Origin of the sequence: Nonomuraea sediminis, assembly GCF_018531495.1 — a bacterium.
In the GTDB taxonomy this organism is placed as follows: Bacteria; Actinomycetota; Actinomycetes; order Streptosporangiales; family Streptosporangiaceae; genus Nonomuraea; species Nonomuraea sediminis.
The window spans coordinates 850,690-868,342 of sequence record NZ_JAHDTI010000003.1 but is presented as its reverse complement, the minus strand read 5'-3'; the positions used below and the strand labels follow the sequence as shown (position 1 = coordinate 868,342).

18 protein-coding genes are annotated in these 17,653 nt (G+C 71.6%); 10 read left to right on the top strand and 8 right to left on the bottom strand.

Annotated features, from left to right (window positions below; translation table 11 throughout):
* Positions 1-15 precede the first annotated feature (15 nt).
* The 3 genes from KIK09_RS18085 to ppk2 are packed head-to-tail and all read left to right on the top strand — an operon-like array spanning position 16 to position 4,314.
* Positions 16-1,374, top strand: a complete 1,359-nt coding sequence (locus KIK09_RS18085) for a family 2B encapsulin nanocompartment shell protein (RefSeq protein WP_214320369.1) — start codon at positions 16-18, stop codon at positions 1,372-1,374.
* Positions 1,371-3,518, top strand: a complete 2,148-nt coding sequence (locus KIK09_RS18080) for a terpene synthase family protein (RefSeq protein ID WP_214320368.1) — start codon at positions 1,371-1,373, stop codon at positions 3,516-3,518. The genes KIK09_RS18085 and KIK09_RS18080 overlap by 4 nt, the downstream gene beginning before the upstream one ends.
* A gap of 7 nt (positions 3,519-3,525) precedes the next feature.
* Entirely contained in the window at positions 3,526-4,314 is a 789-nt protein-coding gene (ppk2, locus tag KIK09_RS18075) for a polyphosphate kinase 2 (protein ID WP_214320367.1), read from the top strand.
* Here ppk2 and KIK09_RS18070 read toward each other — a convergent pair.
* The 4 genes from KIK09_RS18070 to KIK09_RS18055 form a co-directional block, all read right to left on the bottom strand.
* The gene (locus KIK09_RS18070; protein ID WP_214320366.1) at positions 4,301-5,452 is read right to left on the bottom strand and encodes an alpha/beta hydrolase; all 1,152 of its coding nucleotides are present in this window, start codon (positions 5,450-5,452) and stop codon (positions 4,301-4,303) included. The genes ppk2 and KIK09_RS18070 overlap by 14 nt on opposite strands.
* Positions 5,453-5,537: 85 nt before the next feature.
* Positions 5,538-6,200, bottom strand: coding sequence for a response regulator (locus tag KIK09_RS18065; RefSeq protein WP_308164167.1), 663 nt, complete (start codon positions 6,198-6,200; stop codon positions 5,538-5,540).
* A complete protein-coding gene (locus tag KIK09_RS18060) occupies positions 6,185-8,044 on the bottom strand; it encodes a sensor histidine kinase (RefSeq protein WP_214320365.1) in 1,860 nt (619 codons plus the stop codon). The genes KIK09_RS18065 and KIK09_RS18060 overlap by 16 nt, the downstream gene beginning before the upstream one ends.
* 830 nt (positions 8,045-8,874) lie before the next feature.
* Positions 8,875-9,411 (bottom strand): NUDIX hydrolase family protein, encoded by a 537-nt coding sequence (locus KIK09_RS18055; protein WP_214320364.1) that lies wholly within the window; start codon positions 9,409-9,411, stop codon positions 8,875-8,877.
* Between the two features lie 374 nt (positions 9,412-9,785).
* Here KIK09_RS18055 and KIK09_RS18050 point away from each other — a divergent pair, with 374 nt between their 5' ends.
* The 3 genes from KIK09_RS18050 to KIK09_RS59220 are packed head-to-tail and all read left to right on the top strand — an operon-like array spanning position 9,786 to position 13,163.
* Positions 9,786-11,291: a sugar ABC transporter ATP-binding protein gene (locus KIK09_RS18050; protein WP_214320363.1), complete on the top strand. Its 1,506-nt coding sequence runs from the start codon at positions 9,786-9,788 to the stop codon at positions 11,289-11,291.
* A complete protein-coding gene (locus tag KIK09_RS59225; protein WP_214320362.1) occupies positions 11,278-12,222 on the top strand; it encodes an ABC transporter permease in 945 nt (314 codons plus the stop codon). Before KIK09_RS18050 ends, KIK09_RS59225 begins: the two co-directional genes overlap by 14 nt.
* Positions 12,219-13,163 carry a D-ribose ABC transporter substrate-binding protein gene (locus tag KIK09_RS59220; protein WP_214320361.1) on the top strand — a complete coding sequence of 315 codons (945 nt, stop codon included), beginning with the start codon at positions 12,219-12,221 and terminating at the stop codon, positions 13,161-13,163. Before KIK09_RS59225 ends, KIK09_RS59220 begins: the two co-directional genes overlap by 4 nt.
* Here KIK09_RS59220 and KIK09_RS18035 read toward each other — a convergent pair.
* Positions 13,158-13,700: a YdeI/OmpD-associated family protein gene (locus KIK09_RS18035; RefSeq protein WP_214320360.1), complete on the bottom strand. Its 543-nt coding sequence runs from the start codon at positions 13,698-13,700 to the stop codon at positions 13,158-13,160. The genes KIK09_RS59220 and KIK09_RS18035 overlap by 6 nt on opposite strands.
* A gap of 158 nt (positions 13,701-13,858) precedes the next feature.
* Between KIK09_RS18035 and KIK09_RS18030 the strand changes: the two genes are divergently transcribed.
* Complete coding sequence (locus KIK09_RS18030) at positions 13,859-14,248, top strand: hypothetical protein (protein ID WP_214320359.1); 390 nt, start codon at positions 13,859-13,861, stop codon at positions 14,246-14,248.
* A gap of 74 nt (positions 14,249-14,322) precedes the next feature.
* Positions 14,323-15,120 (top strand): SAM-dependent methyltransferase, encoded by a 798-nt coding sequence (locus tag KIK09_RS18025; protein WP_214320358.1) that lies wholly within the window; start codon positions 14,323-14,325, stop codon positions 15,118-15,120.
* On the opposite strand, the gene KIK09_RS18020 is transcribed toward KIK09_RS18025, so the two are convergent.
* Entirely contained in the window at positions 15,117-15,917 is an 801-nt protein-coding gene (locus KIK09_RS18020; RefSeq protein ID WP_214320357.1) for an SAM-dependent methyltransferase, read from the bottom strand. The genes KIK09_RS18025 and KIK09_RS18020 overlap by 4 nt on opposite strands.
* 251 nt (positions 15,918-16,168) lie before the next feature.
* On the opposite strand from KIK09_RS18020, the gene KIK09_RS18015 reads away from it, so the two are divergent.
* Together KIK09_RS18015 and KIK09_RS18010 are read left to right on the top strand one after the other, a co-directional pair.
* A complete protein-coding gene (locus KIK09_RS18015; protein WP_214320356.1) occupies positions 16,169-16,450 on the top strand; it encodes a metal-sensitive transcriptional regulator in 282 nt (93 codons plus the stop codon).
* A gap of 14 nt (positions 16,451-16,464) precedes the next feature.
* Complete coding sequence (locus KIK09_RS18010; protein WP_214320355.1) at positions 16,465-17,106, top strand: class I SAM-dependent methyltransferase; 642 nt, start codon at positions 16,465-16,467, stop codon at positions 17,104-17,106.
* On the opposite strand, the gene KIK09_RS18005 is transcribed toward KIK09_RS18010, so the two are convergent.
* On the bottom strand, positions 17,103-17,330 hold the full coding sequence (locus tag KIK09_RS18005) for a hypothetical protein (RefSeq protein WP_214320354.1): 228 nt from the start codon (positions 17,328-17,330) through the stop codon (positions 17,103-17,105). The two genes, KIK09_RS18010 and KIK09_RS18005, sit on opposite strands and share 4 nt — an antisense overlap.
* Positions 17,331-17,409: 79 nt before the next feature.
* Entirely contained in the window at positions 17,410-17,547 is a 138-nt protein-coding gene (locus KIK09_RS18000; protein ID WP_214320353.1) for a hypothetical protein, read from the bottom strand.
* Between the last annotated feature and the right edge of the window lie 106 nt (positions 17,548-17,653).

Sequence of the window (17,653 nt, the reverse complement as noted above, 5' to 3'; positions counted from 1 at the left end):
GTGGTGTCCTCGCAGATGACAGAGACCGGACAGCTCAGCCTCGGTACCGCTGCCGCGCGCAACCTGGCCACGACCACCAAGACCGTCCCGCAGATGCAGGAGATCACCTCCAGGCACCTGCTGCGCCTGCTGCCGTGGGTGCAGCCCACGGGCGGCGCCTACCGCGTCAACCGGCGCCTGACCTACGCCGTGGGCGACGGCCGGGTGACGTTCACCAACACCGGGGCCGAGGTCAGGGTGATCCCCGCCGAGCTGTGCGAGCTGCCGCCGCTGCGCGGCCTGGACGACGGCGACGTGCTGGCCGCCCTGGCGGGGCGCTTCGTGCAGCGGGAGCTCGAGCCGGGCGACACGCTGGTCGCGGCGGGCACGCCGGTCGAGGACGTGGTGCTGATCGCGCACGGCAAGATCACCAAGCAGACCGAGGGCGCCTATGGCCACACCGCGACCTCCGGCCTGCTCGCCGACGGCGACCACCTGGGACACGAGCTGTTCACCGGTGATTCGCCCGCGTGGGGGTTCACCGCCGTGGCGGCCACCGCGTGCACGGTGCTGACCCTGTCCAGGCAGGCCTACCTGGAGCTGCTCGAGGCCAGCCCGGAGCTGCGGTCGCATCTGGAGGGGCGCGCCGACCCGCCCGGCGACGGCGAGGCCGAGATCGCGATGTCGGCCGGGCACGTGGGCGAGGTGGCGCTGCCGGGCACGTTCGTGGACTACCAGCAGGCGCCTCGGGAGTACGAGCTGAGCCTGGCGCAGACCGTGCTGCGCGTCCACACCCGGGTGGCCGACCTGTACAACGAGCCGATCAACCAGACCGAGCAGCAGTTGCGGCTCACGATCGAGGCGCTGCTCGAGCGCAAGGAGAACGAGCTGGTCAACAACCGCGACTTCGGCCTGCTGCACAACGCGGACCTGAGCCAGCGCATCCACACCAGGAGCGGGCCACCCACACCGGACGACCTGGACGAGCTGCTCGCCACGGTGTGGAAGGACCCGGCGTTCATCCTGGCCCACCCGAAGGCGCTGGCCGCCTTCGGCCACGAGTGCAACAGCCGCGGCCTGTATCCGGACGCCGTCGACGCCGGCGGGTATCAGGTGACGTCGTGGCGCGGGGTGCCGATGTTCCCGTGCGACAAGATCCCTGTCTCGGCGCGGGGGCTGACGTCGATGATGGTGATGCGGGTGGGGGAGAGCGACCAGGGCGTGGTCGGCCTGCACCGGGTCGGGCTCACCGATGAGTACAAGCCCGGCATTTCCGTCCGCTTCATGGGCATCAACGACAAGGCGATCATCTCCTACCTGGTGTCCACGTACTACTCCTGCGCCGTGCTGGTCCCCGACGCGCTGGGGATCCTGGAAAGCGTCGAGATCGCATGAGAACGGAGCAGGCGTTCCGGCTTCCCGAGTTCTACACGCCGTATCCGGCGCGGCTCAATCCGCACGTCGAGCGCTCCAGACAGCACACGACGGCCTGGGCCGCGCGGATGGGCATGCTGTCGTCGCGCAAGCCCGACGGCGGCCTGGTCTGGGACGAGGCGGCGCTCGAGGCGATGGACTACGCGCTGATGTGCGGCTACACCCATCCCGACTGCGACGGGCCCACGCTGGACCTGATCACCGACTGGTACGTGTGGGTGTTCTTCTTCGACGACCACTTCCTCGAGCTGTTCAAGCACTCCCGGGACCTGGCGGGCGCCAGGGCCCACCTGGAGCGGCTCGAGCTGTTCATGTCCGACGACCCGCCCGAGCCAGGGAACCCGGCCGAGGCGGGGCTGGCCGACGTGTGGGCGCGCACGGTGCCCGCGATGTCGGCCGGCTGGCGGCGGCGCTTCGTCACCAGCACGCACAACCTGATGGTCGAGTCGATGTGGGAGCTGGAGAACATCGACAGGGGCCGCGTCGCCAACCCGATCGAGTACGTCCAGATGCGCCGGCGCGTGGGCGGCGCACCCTGGTCGGCCGGTCTCGTCGAGTACGCCGTGGGGGCCGAGGTGCCCGACGCGCTGGCCCCCACCAGGCCGCTTCGGGTGCTGTGCGACACGTTCGCCGACGCCGTGCACCTGCGCAACGACCTGTTCTCCTACCAGCGGGAGGTGCGCGAGGAGGGCGAGAACTCCAACGCCGTGCTGGTCTTCGAGCGCTTCTTCGACCTGCCGACGCAGGAGGCGGCCGACCTGGTCAACGACCTGATGACCTCCCGGCTGCAGCAGTTCGAGAACACCGCGCTGACCGAGATCCCCGCGCTGTTCGCCGACCGGCTCGTGGCGCCGGACGAGCAGGCCGCGGTGGCGCTGTACGTCAAGGGGTTGCAGGACTGGCAGGCGGGCGGGCACGAGTGGCACATCAGGTCCAGCCGGTACATGAACGCGGCCGCCGTGGTCGGCGGGGGCCCGTCGGGCCTGGTGTTCGGCGCGGAACGCCGGGTGCGCCAGCACCGCTACCTGCCCTTCGAGCCGGTCGGCCACCTGCCCGTGCCCGGCCTGCGCATGCCCTACGACTACCGCGTCAACCCGCACCTGGACGCCGCCCGTGCCGGCTCCCTGACGTGGGCGCGGCGGATGGGGCTCCTGGGCGACGGCGGGCTGTGGGACGAGCGGCGGATGTCCGGGTACGACCTGGCGTACTGCGCCGCGATGATCGACGCCGACGCCACGCCCGAGGGGCTGGGCCTGACCGTCGACTGGCTGACCTGGGGAACCTACGCCGACGACTACTATCCGGCCGTGTTCGGCGCCGCCCGTGACCTGGCGGGGGCGCGGCTGCTCAACGAGCGGCTGGCCGCGTTCATGCCGCTGCACGGCGAGCCGGTGCCCGAGCCGCTCAACCCGGTCGAGCGCGGCCTGGCCGACCTGTGGCCGCGCAGCCGCGAGCGGCTGGAGCCCAAGGCGCGCGCCGCCTTCCGCTCGACGGTGGAGGACATGCTGGAGAGCTGGCTGTGGGAGCTGGTCAACCGCGCGCAGCACCGCATCCCCGACCCGATCGACTACGTCGAGACGCGCCGGCGCACGTTCGGCAGCGAGATGACGCTCGCGCTGGCCTGGCTGACCTGCTGGCAGACGGTCGACCCTGCGCTGCGCGACACGCGGGTGCTGCACGAGCTGGAGACCGCCGCCGAGGACTACGCCGTGCTGGTCAACGACCTGCACTCCTACCAGAAGGAGGTCGAGTTCGAGGGCGACCTGCACAACATGGTGCTGGTCGTGCAGCACTTCCTCGACGTGGACCGCTGGCGGGCCGCGCAGGTGGTGGCCGACCTGGTCAACGCCAGGATGGCGCAGTTCGAGCACATCCTGGCCCGCGACCTGCCCGCGTTCCTCGACGGGCTGGACACGGACAGGCACGAGGTGCTCACCCGGCACGTGAGCCTGCTGCGGGACTGGATGTCCGGCATCCTCCAGTGGCACCGCACCTGCGGCCGCTACAACGAGGCCGAGCTGCGCCGCGCCCGCGGGTTCTCCTTCAAGCCCACCGGGCTCGGCACGTCGCTGGCCCATCCGCTGCTCACGATGCGCGGCCTATGATCCCGGTATGGGGAAACTGCCGCGCAAGCCGTACGAGAAGGAGCTTCTCCGCCTGCAGGGGGAGCTGGTCAAGCTGCAGGAATGGGTGAAAACCGAGGGGCAGCGGCTGGTCATCATCTTCGAGGGGCGCGACGCGGCGGGCAAGGGCGGCACGATCAAGCGGGTCGCCGAATATCTCAACCCGCGCGTCGCGCGGATCACCGCCCTGCCCGCGCCCACCGAGCGTGAGCAGACGCAGTGGTACTTCCAGCGCTACATCGCTCACCTTCCGGCGGCGGGAGAGATCGTGCTGTTCGACCGTAGCTGGTACAACCGGGCCGGGGTCGAGCGGGTCATGGGTTTCTGCACCCAGGAGGAGTACACCCGGTTCCTGCACCAGTGCCCGATCTTCGAGCGGCTGCTGGTGGAAGAGGGGATCCTGCTGCGCAAGTACTGGTTCTCGGTGAGCGACGAGGAGCAGGAGCGGCGCTTCCGCGACCGGCTCGACGACCCGATGCGGCGCTGGAAGCTGTCGGAGATGGACCTGGAGTCGATCACCCGCTGGGAGGAGTACTCCCGCGCCAAGGACGAGATGCTCATCCACACCCACATCCCCGAGGCTCCCTGGTACGACGTCGAGAGCGAGGACAAGCGCCGCGCCAGGATCAACATGATCACCCACCTGCTCTCGACGATCCCCTACACCGAGGTACGGCGGGCCAGGCTGAAGCTGCCGGACCGGCCGCCGAGCGAGGGCTACCGCCGGCCGCCGCGGCTGGACAACAGCGTCCCCGACGCCGCCGCTAGCCTTTCGTGAGGAAGTCCGTCAGCAGGCTGCGGTAGAGCTCGGGCCGTCCGTTGGCGATCGAGTGGCCGGCGCCGCGGACGTAGACGTACTTCGCGCCGGGAATCGTGCGGCGGTAGTCCTCGGTGACCTCGGGCCTGAGGTAGTCGCACTCGCCGCGCACGATCAGCGTCGGCACGTGGACCGTGCGCAACTTGGGCCGCGGATCCGGCACGGTGCCGGCGTCGGCCGAGGTCAGCTGGTTGGCGTAGAAGCCGGGCAGGTTGCCGTGCGCGGGGGCGGGCGCGGCGCCCGGGCAGTTCGTGGTGTCCTTGGCGGCCAGCAGCATCGCGCGGAAGTAGGAGTCGGCCTCGGCGTCGCCCACGAGCGAGTGCGCGGCGGCCGGGTTGAGCTGCAGCAGCACCGACTGGAGCAGCACCCTCGGGCCGCTGGTCAGGTCGTCGACCTGCTCGGTCTGCTGCGGGGTCAGGTGGTCGAAGGGGCTGCCGGGGCCGTTCGGGTAGAGCGGCTCCCAGATGGCGCCCGGCGAGGTCAGCACCGCCCTTTCCACCCGGTCCGGGTGCGCGGCCAGGTACTGGGCGATCAGCGTGCCGCCCCAGGACCTGCCCACCAGGATGACCTTCTCGGCGCCCAGGCGCTGCCTGATCGCGTCCAGGTCGGCCACGTGCCTGGCCACGGTGTAGGCCTTCACGTCGGCCAGCCGTGACGAGCGGCCCGCGCCCACCTGGTCGTAGGCGTACACGTCGAAGCCCTTGGCCGCCAGCTCAGGCCCCGCGTCGGGGACGCCGTCACCCGGGGTGCCCGGCCCGCCGTGCAGGATGAGCACCGGCGTGCTTCTCGGCGTCCCCACCGCGGGCACCTTCACGTAGGCGATCCGCGACCCCGTCGGCAGGTCCCAGTACCGCGCGGCCGCCGGCGTCCCGCTCGTCGCCGGGTAAGGCCACAGGAACAGCAGCCCCAGCGCGACCGGCAGCACGATCGCGTACGGCCAGCGCAGGCGGGTCCGCCTGGCGAACCACCACCCGGTGGCCGCCGTGGCCAGCAACCCGGCGGAGACGAACACGACCGCGTACGGGATCAGGAACGCGAGGGTCAGCAGGACCACGGCTCCCGCGAGCGGGGCCACCACAATTCCGGCCAGCAATCTCATACCCGGAACGCTAGGAATCGTCGCGGCGCTTCTCGTCCTGCCGGCGGACGGTCCTGCACCCCCGCCGCGCGGCGGGGTACCCGATCTACGTGGCGGGTGTGATCAGCCCCGACTCGTAGGCGGCGATGGTGGCGTGCAGGCGGTTGCGGACTCCGAGCTTGGTCAGGACGGCCGCCACGTGGTCCTTCACCGTGGCGGGGCTGAGCCGCAGCGCGCCGGCGATCTCGGCGTTGGACAGCCCGCGGGCCACCAGCGTGAGCACCTCCCGCTCGCGCGGCGTCAGCCCGGGCAGGCTCGCCGGACGCGGCGGCTCCGGCTGCGCGGTGAAACGGTCGATGAGCCTGCGCGTGACGGCGGGGTCCACCATCGCCTCGCCCGCCGCCACGAGCCGGATCGCCTCGATCACCCGATCCGGCGGCGAGTCCTTCAGCAGGAATCCCGCCGCCCCCGCGCGCAACGCCGAGAAGACGTACTCGTCCAGCCCGAACGTCGTCAGCACCACCACCCGCGTCCCCGGCGCCTCGGCCACGATCCGCGCCGTGGTCCTCAGCCCGTCCATCACCGGCATCCGCACGTCCACGACCGCCACGTCCGGCGCCAGCTCCCGGACCAGCGCCAACGCCGCCTCCCCGTCGCCGGCCTGCCCCACGACCTCCAGGTCGTGCTCGGCGTCCAGCACGGCCGCGATCCCCGCCCGGACCACGGCCTGGTCATCGGCCACGACGATCCGCGTCACCCTGGTAGCCACACACTCGCCTTACCGTCGTCGTTCACGGACACCCAGCCGCCCGCCGCGTCCGCGGTCCTGGCCAGCCGTTTCATCACGCCTCTCCCCGGGGCTCCGGCCACGAGCAGCCCGTCTCGGGTCCTGGAGACGTCGAGCTCGGTGGCTCCCTCGGCCAGCAGCGTACGCGCGGTCGCGAAGGCCATCACCTCCACCGGCGGCACCACCGCCCCCCTGCCGCTGTAGCGCACCACGGCGTTGGACCGGGCTGCCAGCAGCCGGATCCCGTCCAGCGACGGCGGCGGCTCCGCGTCGCCGACGTGCCGCAACTCCTCCACGAGCTCCCGCAGCGAGGCCAGCGCCGCCCGCGCCGCCACGCTCACGCCCTCCAGGTCCCCGTCGTCGGCCGCCGCCACGATCGCCTGGGCCTGCCGTACGGCGGTGCCGTGCAGCCCTGCCGCGATCCTGCCCCGCTCGGCCCGCGCCGCCGCGGCCCCTGCCCGCCCCACGCGCTCACGCTCCCCTTCGAGCCGAGTACGGCGCCGCCCCCGCGACCGCGCGGCGAGCACCCCCGCCCCCCACGCCGCGAACGCCGGCACGGCCACCCCCACCGCCAGCACCGCCCACACGGCAACCCGATTCCCCACGATCCCCGGCCCGCACGCCAACGCCAGCCCCCCGACCACGGCCACCCCCACCGGCCCCAGCACACCCCCCGCCCTCATCACGACCGGCCGCCGCACACCCCGGCCCGCGCCGTACGCCCCCATGGCGTAGACCAGCGCCAGCTCCACCCAGCAGGACCACAGGAACACATCCCCCGCGGGCTCTCCCACTCCGGTCACCAGTAACACCGGATAGACCGCGAGCGCCACCGCCAACCCCCACCTGGGCGCCCGCCGCCGCCACCCCAGCGGTACGGCATGCAGGGCGAACAGCGGCAACACCTCCACCCCACCCGGCGACAACAGACTGGACCCCACCGACAAAGCGACGGCCAGCGCCACCAACGCCCAGTCGGACGCCTGCCGCCCCCGCCACCCACCCCGCCGCACCCGCACATCCCCCGCCCGAACCGGCACCTCCGCCCAAACCCTGAACTCCCCACCCCCCACAAACCCAGCCCCGAACCGCCCCCCACACTCCCCAACCACCCCCGCCAACCCCCCCAACCCAAACCCCCCACCCACGTCTGCCGCGTCGCTCCGCGCCCCCCTCAGCTCACCTGCGACCTCGGCGCCCACCCCCTCGCTCGGCGCTCCCACAAGCCCGGACCACCCGCCTGGGACGTCCGCGCCGCCTCCCACCGCCTCTGCTGGTCCAGCCGGCTCACCTACGACCCGCGCGTTCGCTCTGTCACCCGTCGGGCTGCTCCTGAAGCCGTGGGTTTCCTCGAGGCCGCGCCCCTCGGCGGCATGAGATTCCGTGCGTTCCGGGGTCTGGTCGGGTCGTGTGCCGCTGGTGATCTCGACGTGGACGTGGTCGCCATCGGTCGTGAGGGACACGTGGACCTGGGCGCCGCGGGCGTAGCGGAGGGCGTTGGTGAGCGCCTCCCTCACCACGCGGTACGCGACCCGCGCCACCTCGGGCGGTGCCGCGTCGACCTCCCGCCGATAGCTCACCTCCTCGACAGGCCACCCGGCGACCAGCGCGTCGACCTCCTCGAGCGAATCCCCAGCGGGGAACTCCCCGAGCTCACGTACGGCGAGCCGCCCCGCCTCCCCGGCATGCCGCAACGCCTCGCCCACGAGCCCCGCATCCCGCAGCCGGAGCGCGGCGGACGCCCCCACGGTCACCCCGGTGAGCCGGTGCGCGGCCGTGTCGTGCAGCTCCGCCGCGTATCGCCACCGCTCGACGTCCGCCGCCATACCTGCCATCCCGGGAACGCCCTCCCGGTAGGCGGCCAGCGCCCGCCGCCGGGCATGCCCGCGCCGTCCCCATCAGCGCCCACAGCGAGGCCCCGAACCCCGCCGCCACGACGCCGACCCCCAGGACGCCCCGCGCATCCATCCCCACCACCGCGGCGACCACCATGGCCCCCACCACCGTGACCCCCACCGCGGACCCCGCCACGCCGGCCGTGCACCGAAGCGCCAGCCCGTACAGCACCCAACCCACGGCAACCAGCGCCACCCACCACATACCGCCCAGCGTAAATCGCCCCACCCCACCCTCCATCCCCCACACCACCCGGCTTCCCCCTGGTGTGCGGGGGAGCGGCGCGGGGTGCGCGCGACGAGCGGGATGCCCGGCGCCTGGGTGACGTGCCTCGTGCGTGTGGCGAGTGGCGCCTCGCCGCAACACGGGACGGCAACGCGGGCGGGCGGGCGGCACGGCGTGCGCGGTGGCGGCGGTGCTGTGTGTGCGCGGGAGTGGTGCGGCGTGCACGGGCTGAGTGACGCGGCGTGTGCGGGGGAACGGCACGGCGTGCGCGGCGGCGGGCATTGCTGTGCATGCACGGGCTGAGTGGTGCGGCCTGTGCGGGGGAACGGCGCGGGGTGTGTGGGCCGGGCGGCGCGGCGTGTGCGGGGGAACGGCGCGGGTGTGTGGGCCGGGCGGCGCGGTGTGCGCGGGTGGCTTGGGCGCGTGGTGGGAGGGGGATGGGGCTTCGCCGTGCACGGGGGGCGGAGGTGTGGGTGGGCGTGGCAAGGGGGCGGCCGGCCTGGTTGGGCGAGCGCCGGGTGGGGTGGGGGAGAGGTCAGGTGAGGCGGCCGACGTGGGCGAGGGCCTGTTTGAGGAGGGTGCCCTGGCCGCCGGCCATCTCCTGCTGTACGGCGGGCGAGGCCGCCTCCTCCGGAGTGAACCACACGAGGTCGAGCGCGTCCTGGCGCGGGCGGCAGTCGCCGGCGACGGGGACGATGTAGACCAGCGACACGGCGTGCTGCCGCGGGTCGTGGTAGGGCGTGACCCCCTGCGTCGGGAAGTACTCGGCGACCGTGAACGGCTGCGGTGACACCGGCACCTGCGGCAGGGCCACGGGGCCGAGGTCCTTCTCCAGGTGGCGCAGGAGGGCGTCGCGGATCCGCTCGTGGTGCAGGACGCGGCCGGAGACGAGGGCCCGGCTGACCGTACCGTCCGAACCGATGCGCAGCAGGAGCCCGACGTGGGTCACGACGCCGGTCTCGTCGACGCGCACGGGCACGGCGTCGACGTACAGGATCGGCATGCGCCCCCGGACCGACTCCAGCTCATCCGGAGCAAGCCACCCGGGCACGGTTTCGGTCTTTTCGGTCATTGGCCGATCATACTTGCCCGCCAACCACGCGCGCTGATCGAACGCCTGTTACTCACGGTAACGGTTCACTCAGGTTTGCGTGATGGTTCAGAGGTGTGATTGTTGCCTGATTGCGACCGAATGCCCGGTTGTGGGGGGTAACGTCGGCCTGCCGTACCGGGGCCTGGAGGCGATCCTGACCACTGAACGTGAACCCTTGCCGCAGCGTGAGGAAGCCGTGCGCTGCGCGAGCGAGGAGAACGGACGCCGTTGCGTGCTGCCCCCCGAGCATCAGGGCGAGCACGTCTATCCGCCCTTTACCGCCGCATAAGGGTCTCAAGAGACGCCTCCGGGCATGACCGCAGCAATTCCAGCGATCAAGCCCGGAGAGAGCGATGCCCGCCGAGATCCTCCGCGTCGAGGGCCTCCGCAAGGAGTTCCCGGGCGTGGTCGCGCTCGACGGGGTGGACTTCTCGCTGAAGCAGGGCGAGGTGCACGTCCTGCTGGGCGAGAACGGCGCGGGCAAGAGCACGCTCGTCAAGATCCTCTCGGGCGCCTACCGTCCGGACGCGGGCGTGATCCAGGTCGACGGCAAGCCCGCGCAGATCAAGGGCACGACCGACGCGCAGCGCCTCGGGATCGCCACGATCTACCAGGAGTTCAACCTGGTCCCGCAGCTCAGCGTGGCCGAGAACCTGCTGCTCGGCCGCCCGCCGCGCAGGCTCGGGCTGGTCGACGTCAGGCGGATGCGCACCCAGGCCAGGGAACTGCTCGAGCGGGTGGGGCTGCGGATCGACCCGCAGGCCAAGGTCGGCACGCTGGGCATCGCCAGGATGCAGATGGTGGAGATCGCCAAGGCGCTCTGCCTGAACGCGCGCATCCTGATCATGGACGAGCCGACCGCGGTGCTCACCACGGACGAGGTGGAACGGCTGTTCGCGATCGTCAGGCAGCTGCGCGAGCAGGGCGTGGCGGTCATCTTCATCACCCACAAACTCGAGGAGATCCCGCAGGTCGGCGACCGGGTGACGGTGCTGCGCGACGGGCGCTCGGTGGGCGAGGTGCCCGCTACCGCCGACCAGGACGAGCTGGTCAGGCTCATGGTCGGGCGGCCGATCGACCAGCAGTACCCGCGCAGGTCCCAGCCGCCGGGCGAGCCGCTGCTGAAGGTGCGGGGCCTGACCAGGGCGGGCGGTTTCGCCGACGTCTCGTTCGTGGTGCGCGCGGGCGAGGTCGTGGGCCTGGCGGGACTGATCGGCGCCGGGCGCACCGAGGTGGCCAGGGCGGTGTTCGGCGCCGACCGCTACGACTCCGGCGAGGTGTCCGTGAACGGCGAGCGGCTGCCGCCCGGCGACGTGCACGCCGCCATGGAGGCGGGACTCGGCCTGGTGCCCGAGGACCGCAAGGGCCAGGGCCTGGTGCTGGGCGCGGACGTGGCGGAGAACCTGGGCCTGGTCACGCTCGGCCGCTTCACGCACGCGGGATTCGTCGACCGCGCCGGCCGGCGCAAGGCGGCGGGGGACATGGCCGGGCAGCTCGGCGTCCGGATGAGCGGCCTGGGCCAGGAGGTCCGCACGCTTTCGGGCGGCAACCAGCAGAAGGTCGTGATCGGCAAGTGGCTGCTGGCCGAGGCGGGCGTGCTCATCCTCGACGAGCCCACGCGCGGCATCGACGTGGGCGCCAAGGTCGAGATCTACCAGCTGATCAACTCACTGACCGCCTCCGGCCACGCCGTACTGATCATCTCGAGCGACCTGCCCGAGGTCATCGGCATGAGCGACCGGATCCTCGTGATGGCCAGGGGACGGCTGGTCGGCGAGGTGCCCGCGCGGGAGGCCACCCAGGACCTGGTGATGGCGCTGGCCGTGGCGGACGTGGAGGACGCCCGTGTCGAGAAGTAGGGTCGGAGCCTGGCTGTCGGAGAACGGCGCCCTGATCGCACTGGTCGTGCTCTGCGTCCTGCTGTCGCTGCTGTCGTCCGACTTCCTGACCCTGACGAACCTGCTCAACGTGGGCGTGCAGGCCGCGGTCACCGCGATCCTGGCCTTCGGCGTCACCTTCGTGATCGTCACCGCCGGCATCGACCTGTCGGTGGGCTCGGTGGCCGCGCTGTCGGCGATCTGCCTGGGCTGGGCCGCCGGCGACGCCGGCCTGGCCTGGCCGCCGGCCACGCTGCTCGCCCTGGTCGTGGGGCTGGCCTGCGGCCTGGTCAACGGCGCTCTGATCGCGTACGGCAAGCTGCCCCCGTTCATCGCGACCCTGGCGATGCTCAGCGTGGCCCGGGGCCTGGCTCTGGTGGTCTCCCAGGGCAGCCCGCTGCCCATGCCGGACGCCATCGCCAACCTGGGCGGCAACATCGGGGGGTTCCTCCCCATCCCGGTCGTGGTCATGGTCGTGATGGGCGTCATCACCGCGGTCGTGCTGGCCCGCACGTACTCGGGCCGGGCCATGTACGCGATCGGCGGCAACGAGGAGGCGGCCCGCCTGTCCGGGATCAACGTCAACGCCCAGAAACTCATCACCTACGCCCTGTCCGGGGTGTTCGCCGCGGTGGCCGGGATCGTCCTGGCCAGCCGCCTGGCCTCGGCACAGCCGCAGGCCGCCGCCGGTTACGAGCTGGACGCCATCGCGGCCGTCGTGATCGGCGGGGCGAGCCTGTCGGGCGGCAAGGGGCGGGCGTTCGGCACGTTCGTCGGCGCGCTCATCCTCGCGGTGCTGCGCAACGGCTTGAACCTGCTGTCGGTGTCCGCCTTCTGGCAGCAGGTCGTGATCGGCGCGGTGATCGCGCTGGCCGTCCTGCTCGACACAGTGCGAGGAAGGAACAGGATATGAGGCTCTTGATCGTCGCAACGGCCGTGCTCGCGATAGGCGGCCTGGGCGCTTGCTCGTCGCCCCAGCAAGGCGCGGGCGGAGGGTCGGCGGGCGGCGGCAACGTCAAGGTGGGCCTGTCGATCAGCACGCTGAACAACCCGTACTTCGTGCAGCTGCGCGCGGGCGCCGAGGCCAAGGCCAAGGAGCTGGGCGTGTCGCTGACGACCACGGACGCCCAGAACGACGCCTCCCAGCAGGTCAACCAGGTGCAGAACTTCACCAGCCAGGGCATGAAGGCGGTCATCATCAACCCGGTGGACTCCGACGCCGCCGCGCCGGCCGTGAAGGTGGCCAACCGGTCGAGCATCCCGGTGATCGCGGTGGACCGCGCGGTCAACGGGGCCCCGGTCGCGCAGACCATCACCTCAGACAACGTGGCGGGCGGCGCGCTGGCGGCCGACCAGCTGGCCAAGCAGCTCGGCGGCAAGGGCCAGGTGGCGGTGCTGCAGGGTGTGCCCGGCACGTCGGCGGCCCGCGACAGGGGCGCCGGGTTCGCCGCCGGGATCAAGAAGTATCCGAACATCAAGGTGGTGGCCCAGCAGCCGGCCGACTTCGACCGGACCAAGGGCCTGGACGTGATGACCAACATCATGCAGTCCAACCCCGGCATCACCGGCGTCTTCGCCCAGAACGACGAGATGGCGCTCGGCGCGATCAAGGCGCTCGGCTCGAAGGCGGGCAACCAGGTCAAGGTCGTCGGCTTCGACGGCACGCCCGACGGGCTCAAGGCGGTCCAGGCGGGCACCATGTCGGCCACGGTCGCCCAGCAGCCCAAGCTCCTGGGTGAGGAGTCCGTGATCAGCGCGGTGTCCACCGCCAAGGGGCAGAACGTCCAGAAGGTCGTGCACGTGCCGGTGAAGGTCGCCACGAAGGAGAACGTGCAGGACTTCATGACCTCATGACAGCGCCTCGATCGCCCTGGCCACCAGGACGGCCCGCCGTTCCCTGGTCCTGGCCTTGAGCAGGGGGAGGATGACCGCGTACCGCCCGGTCCTGTCGAGCGCGCCGAACGCGGCGGCGGCAGCGGGCTCGGCGGCCAGGGCGATGGCCAGGTCCTCGGGGACCGTGGCCGTGGCCTGCGAGGCGTAGGCAGCATCCCACCGCCCGTCGGCCTTGGCCGCCTCGATCTCGGCGTGGCCGGGCGCCCGCATCCGGCCCTCGGCGATCAGCACCTCGGCCCGGTCGACGTTGATCCGCGACCACGGGCTGCCGGACCGCCGCGGCGAGTAGCGCTGCAGGAAGTACGACGCGTCGTGCCCCATGCGGTGGCTGTCGATCCAGCCGTAGCACAGGGCGACCTCGAGCGTCTGGGCCGAGGTGGGGGAGGTCCTGCCGGAGCCCTTCTTGGCGATCAGGAGCCAGGCCTCACCGGCCTCCTCGTGGTGCTCTGCCAGCCAGGACTCCCACTGCGCCGCGTCATCGAAGGTCAGATACGTCATGCGGCCACGCTAACCGGCCTTGTGGAAGCTATGGTTCCTCAATGCGTGACCGACCGGCGGACGCGGATCGGACGTGAAGTGGGCGCGGAACGGTCTCAAGACCGGCTATCCCGGCGGCCTACCTTCCTGGCATCAACCACCACGGAAGGAGCACTCCGATGACCGTTCGCCGTTTCGCCGCCGGTGCCGCCCTCGCCACCGCCGCAGGGCTCGGCCTGCTGACGATCTCAGGCCCCGCCTTCGCCGGCGGCATCAGCGTCTACAACCGCACCGTCCACCCCGGCGGCGAGGTTTGCGTCGGCGCGCACGCCGACAACTCCGTCTACGCCAGCGGCAACGCCAACAGCCCCGGCCTGAAGTTCAAGCTCATCGGGCAGAGCGGCCTGGTCGTGACGGGCACCGGCTCGCCCGGCCCGGTCACCGCGTGGGCCGCCCAGACCCAGTCCGGCTGGTACAACTGGCAGGGCGCCGGCGACTACACCGCCTGCGCCAAGAACAACGGCACCCAGGACGTCTTCCTCAGCTCGCTGATCATCACCACGTCCTGAGCGGAGGCCGCCCGCCGTGCCTTCCGGGGCGTACGGCGGGCGGCATAGGGTTGGCCTGATCGTAAGGAGGGCCGATGTCCGCGGACGACCCGATGGCCAGGATCGACACCAGCAAGCCGCACTCCGCGCGTGTGTGGGACTACCTGCTCGGCGGCAAGGACAACTACGCGGCCGACCAGGAGGCCGGGGAGACCCTGCTGCGGGTGTTCCCCGACTTCGCGCAGGTGGCGCGGCTGCAGCGGGAGTTCCTCAAGCGGGCCGTGACCTACCTCGTCTCCGAGGCGGGCGTGCGGCAGTTCCTGGACATCGGCACGGGACTGCCCACCGCCGACAACACCCACGAGGTGGCCCAGCGTCTGGCGCCGGAGTCGCGCGTCGTCTACGTCGACAACGACCCGCTGGTGCTCGTGCACGCCAGGGCGCTGCTGACCAGCGTGCCCGCGGGCGCCACCGACTACATCGACGCCGACGTGCGCGATCCGGACAGGATCCTGTCGCGGGCGGCCGAGACGCTGGACTTCTCCCGGCCGATCGGGCTGATGATGCTCAGCATCGCGGGGCAGGTGCCCGACGACGACCTGATCGGCGACCTGGTCCGCCGCTACGTCGACGCGCTGCCGCCGGGCAGCCATCTGGCGCTGTCCGACGGCGTGAACGTCAACCCCAACCTGGTGGCGGCGGTCAACTCCTACAACGCGCGCGCCGCCTTCCCCTACACGCTGCGCAGCCCGGAGCGGCTGGCCCGTTTCTTCGACGGGCTCGAGCTGGTGGAGCCCGGCGTGGTCGCCACGCCGGACTGGCGCCCGCCGCTGGGACCGCGCGCGGTCGTGGACGTGGTCAACGCCGTCTGCGGGATCGGCCGCAAGCGTTAGGGCTTGCGCGCCACGGCGCCGTGGGCGTCGATCGGCGAGGACTGGATGCCGTCGGGGCGCCAGTCGGTGATCGGGCTCAGGCCCGGCTCGATGAGCTCCAGGCCCTCGAAGCACTCGGCGAGCTGGTCGAGGGTGCGCAGGTTGTAGGGGATGGCCCCGGTCTCGGCGAGCTTGGCGCCGCCCTCGTTGATCGCCTCGCCGGTGTCGGTGCCGTCCCAGATGACCAGGTGGCTGCCGGACGGCACGGCGTCCATCACCCGGTTCACGATCGAGCGCAGCTCGCCGAAGTCGGCCACGTAGCCGAGCACGCCCATGAACATCACCGCGATCGGCCTGGTGAAGTCGAGCACGTTGCGCGCGTCTGCGACGATCCGCTCGGGGTCGTGCAGGTCGGCGTCCACGTACGTGGTCACACCCTGGGGTGTGGTGTTCACCAGCAGCGCCCGGGCGTGCGCGAGCACCAGGGAATCGTTGTCGACGTAGACCACGCGGGACTCGGGCCTGATGCTCTGGGCGATCTCGTGGGTGTTCTGCATCGTGGGCAGGCCGGTGCCGATGTCGAGATACTGGTCGATCCCCGCCTCGCCGGCCAGGTAGCGGACGACGCGGATCAGGAACTTCCTTGACTCGGCGGCCATCTTCACGATGTCGGGGTACACCGAGGCCACGGCGTCACCGGCGGCCCGGTCCACCTCGTAGTTGTCCTTGCCGCCCATCCAGTAGTTCCAGATCCGCGCGGCGTGCGGCGTTTCGAAGTCGATCTTGGAGAGCAGATCGGGTCGGGGATCTTCGGCCATGGCGGTGCTCCCGGTCGGAGGGATCTTTGCCCACAGACTAGATCTTGTCGAGGATCTTGCACGCGCCGTTCGTGAAGATCTCTCTCGTACGGCAAGCCACCCCACCGGCCGCCCGCCGCACTCCGGCTGAGGGCCCGCGCCCGGCGCTCGCGGCGAGTCGGCGACGCTCGCACGCCGCAACGGCGCGTCGAGAAATAGGGTACGGGGGTATGGTGTTAATCTCGGTGAGAGCGAGCGAGAGGACCTCTAGCATGCCCGGCTACACCGACACTAAGCAGGAACACCTCAGGCGGTTGCGCCGCGCCGAAGGCCAGGTGCGCGGCCTGCAGCGGATGGTGGAGGACGACAAGTACTGCATCGACATCCTGACCCAGGTCTCGGCCACCACCAGCGCGCTGCAGTCCTTCGCGCTGAGCCTGCTCGAGGAGCACATGGCGCACTGCGTCGCCGAGGCCACCCAGAAGGGCGGCGCCGAGGCGGAGGCCAAGGTGAAGGAGGCGGCCGAGGCGATCGCGCGGCTCGTGCGCTCGTGAATAGCCTGGACGGTATGCAGGATCTGTCGAGGTTCCAACGCCCGCGCTTCGCCCGCGCCTACGAGCGGATGAGCGCCGTCGCCGAGCAGGGCGCCATGGCCGGATACCGCCACCGGCTGCTGGCCGGGCTGTCCGGCCGGGTGATCGAGATCGGCGCGGGAAACGGGATGAACTTCGCCCACTACCCGCGCGAGGTCACCCAGGTCGTGGCGGTCGAGCCGGAGGACCTGCTCAGGGCCGCCGCCGTCAAGACCGCCGCCGGGTCTCCCGTGCCGGTGGAGGTCGTGGCGGGTCACGCCGACGCGCTGCCGTACGAGGACGGGAGCTTCGATGCGGCGGTGCTGTCGCTCGTGCTGTGCTCGGTGGCCGATCAGGCCGTCACGCTGGCCGAGGCGCGCCGGGTGCTGCGGCCGGGCGGCGAGCTGCGCTTCTTCGAGCACGTGCGCTCACGCCATCCGGTGGTCGGGCTCGTGCAGCGGGTGGTGACGCCTGTGTGGAGCCTGTCGGCGGGCGGCTGCCATCTCGACCGCGACACGGCCAGGGCGATCGCGGACAGCGGGCTGGTCGTGGAAGGACTCGACAGGTTCGCGTTCCGCCCGGCGACGCTCGCGCCGAAGCTGCCGCACATCCTCGGCACCGCGCGCAACCCGGGCTAGGCCTTGGGCAGGCGGGGGGAGATGCGGCCCTGGTCGACCAGGGCCAGGTACACGGCGAAGGCTCCCTGGGCCCACTGCTCCACCTGGCCCGCCGACAGCTTGAGCTCCTCGCCCTCGTGCGTCACGATCTCGTACCCGCCGAGCGTCACGCGGCGCCAGGCGACCAGGACGTTCTCGTACACCAGGACGTCGAGCATGGCGGCGAGGTATTCGCGGCCGGCCACGGCGGAAGCCTCCTCGCTCCTCGCCGTATGTCCTCCCCTACGCCTCCATTGTGCGTCCTCGGGGGCGTGCGGGAAGTGCCTATCGGGTGAGGTCCTGCGTGGCGGCGTCCTCCCGGTCGCGGTCGTTGCGCTCCCTGCGCACGACGGCGCGCACGCCGAAGATGAAGGCCGCTGCGACCACCGCCGGGGGCACCAGTGCCGCGAAGACGTCGAACATACGCCAAGTCTACGTCCCGCGGCGGGTGCCCCCTCTACGGGTGGCGATAGTACGCCACGGTCCCGCCAGGGTGTCGTGAGCTGCCCACGTGACGGATGTTGCTACG